We start from the raw sequence: 2,593 nt of genomic DNA on the forward strand, positions 1-2,593 counted from the left end.
CCCCCACGCCCCCTGCCGTACCGTCCGCCGACTGCGCCGAACAGCCCGCGCAGGCCCGTGTCCGAGCCGGTTCCCATGTCACCGAACGGAACCAGCCCGGTGCCGCCCAGGTCGCGGCGATGGAGAAGGACTTCCACGACCGCCTCGGCAAGCTGCGGAAGAAGCCCAAGGCCGCCGTCACCGTCCGCGTGCACTTCCAGGTCGTGTACGGCAGCGCGGGCAACATCCCGGACGCGACGCTGAAGAAGCAGCTCGACATCCTCAACGACGCCTACAAGGCGAGCGACGTCACGTTCACGCTCGCCGAGATCAAGCGGACGCAGAACGCGGCCTGGTTCTCCGACCCCGAGGGCAACGAGCGCCAGATGAAGAGCGCCCTGCGCACGGGCAACGCGCAGGATCTCCACTTCTACACGGCCGACCTCGGTAACAGCCTGCTGGGCTGGGCCACGTTCCCGAGCAGCTACCGGTCCCAGCCCGCGATGGACGGTGTCGTCGTCCACTACCAGAGCCTGCCTGGCGGGGCCCTTGGCAATTACAACGAGGGCGACACCGGCACCCACGAAGTGGGCCACTGGATGGGCCTGTACCACACGTTCCAGGGCGGCTGCTCCGGTCAGGGCGACGAGGTCGCCGACACCCCGGCCGAGCAGAGTCCCGCGTCCGGCTGCCCGACGGGCCGCGACACGTGCTCCTCAGCCGGCGCCGACCCCATCCACAACTTCATGGACTACAGCTACGACGCCTGCATGACGGAGTTCACGTCCGGCCAGAACCAGCGCATGCAGGCCCAGTGGGCGGCCTACCGCGCCTAAGCCACCACGGTCCGGCGCCGGAACGGCTCCGCCGCACGTCTCCCCCCGGGCGTGCCAGAGCCGCTCCGGCGCCGGACGCCCCTACGCGCCCGGGCGCCTGTACGCGGCCGAGTTGTCGGTAGCTCCCGCGAGGATGGGCGACGTGATCGACAAAACGGGTGAGCTGTGGCGCGGTGAGAACTTTGCGGATCTCGCGGCGTCCATCCGCGAGTTCCAGGCGGAGGGCTACGCCGTCGGCAAGGTCACCAAGTCCGTGTGCGGCCGCTGCGAAGGGCGAGCCTTCCGCGTGCTCGCCGGGGACGACGTGGCCCAGCGGACGTGCACCGGCTGCGGGACGTCCGAGTTTCATCGTGGACAGCGCCGACTACTGGGACGAGGCCGAACCGGACGAGTGCGAATGCCTGTGCGGAGGCGACGAGTTCGCCGCCGCCGTGGGCTTCTCCCTGCGTCCGGACGGAGAGGTCCGGTGGGTCAGCCTGGGCCTTCGCTGCCTGACAGACGGCGCCCTGGGCGTCCACGCCGACTGGAAGATCAACTACGGCCCGTCGGCGCACCTCGTGAACCGGGCCTGACCGCCCCGGCTTGTCCACGGAAACGATCGCGGTGTCGTTGGGCTGGCGGGTTTCCGGTCGGTGTCGCTGGGATGTGCGATGGCGGCTCGGCGTAGCGGGCACTGGTGGGTGCTGGTGTCGGCGACTGGCTGCATTGACGGTGTGTGTGCCCGGTATGCGCCGGGCCAGGGCGGTTCCCTGGCCCGGCGTCCGCCGATGACCGGAACGGGATGCGCGGTTTACCTCGGGACGGCGACGCTGCCGCCGAACTCGAAGACTCCGGAGCTGTGGGGAGGGACACGGTCGAGGACCCTGCCCCGGCACTGGTCGTCGTCGTAGACGAAGACCGGGGCGTCGGTCTGGTTGTCGACGGCCAACGGCCAGAAGTTCCCGGTGTAGCAGCCCTTGGCGGGGTCGGTGTACGTCCTGCCGCTGACGGTGAGGGTCCCCTGAGCCGCCAACGCTGGGACGGCGGTGCTCAAGGTCAGGGCCGTGCCGGTGGCCAGGGCGGCCAGGACGGTGGTGGTTCGTCGCATGATCGTCTCCGTTCGTTAAGGGCGAAAGTGCCCACCCTCACCGTAAGTAACAGATCGTAATGAATGACTACGCTTTGTAGCCACATTGGGTTGTGTCGCGGTCTTCGGGGTTGGTCTCTGCTGGTCTGTCAAGGTGGCGCGCTGCGCGCTCCGGCTAGCAGCCGGCGGCCCTCCGGCGCACTGTGCGGAGTCGTGTACGCGAGGGTGACGGCTGCCGGTCGCGGAACCGGGCGTGTGGTGGGGACCGCCCCGCCGGGCGGGCTACAGGCCCACCGTGTGGGCGGCATCGGCGGCGGTGAGGCAGAGCACAGCGCGGCGGCCTCCTGCCCGCACCCCAGCAGCAGCGCGGCTTGGTCCCCCCGGGGTCCAGATCAGCTATCAGGAGGCGCACCCGCCGCGTGCCCTCGCCACTGCAGTCTGCGACACCTACCTGGGGCGGGACAGCAGCGCCGTAGACCGTCACGGGCGCGGGGTGCTCAAATGACAACGCCGTGACCAGCGAAAACGCTGACGGGGAGCCACCTGCGAGCTAAGCCTCCGGAAACCCGGCTCGCTGACGGTTCCCTCGCAGCTCACGGCCGCGATCGGCGGAACCCGGCCGTTTATCCACAGAATCGCGTTCTACTTCCGTCCGCCCCGGGCGGGCCCGAGAATTCAGGCACGAGGTTCGCAACGGGGATTCGGGGGCGGT

General features: G+C 69.6%; 3 protein-coding genes. 2 read left to right on the top strand and 1 reads right to left on the bottom strand.

Features of this window, described 5'->3' with window-relative positions:
- Positions 1–119 precede the first annotated feature (119 nt).
- Both ETD83_RS41140 and ETD83_RS44105 read left to right on the top strand, forming a co-directional pair.
- A complete protein-coding gene (locus ETD83_RS41140; protein WP_407921563.1) occupies positions 120–815 on the top strand; it encodes a zinc metalloprotease in 696 nt (231 codons plus the stop codon).
- A gap of 350 nt (positions 816–1,165) precedes the next feature.
- The gene (locus ETD83_RS44105; RefSeq protein WP_205718178.1) at positions 1,166–1,387 is read left to right on the top strand and encodes a hypothetical protein; all 222 of its coding nucleotides are present in this window, start codon (positions 1,166–1,168) and stop codon (positions 1,385–1,387) included.
- A 218-nt stretch (positions 1,388–1,605) separates the two neighbouring features.
- Here ETD83_RS44105 and ETD83_RS41150 read toward each other — a convergent pair whose 3' ends face one another.
- A complete protein-coding gene (locus ETD83_RS41150; protein WP_138650656.1) occupies positions 1,606–1,902 on the bottom strand; it encodes a hypothetical protein in 297 nt (98 codons plus the stop codon).
- Positions 1,903–2,593: the final 691 nt, after the last annotated feature.

The organism is Actinomadura soli, from assembly GCF_005889715.1.
GTDB classification, from domain to species: Bacteria; Actinomycetota; Actinomycetes; order Streptosporangiales; family Streptosporangiaceae; genus Spirillospora; species Spirillospora soli.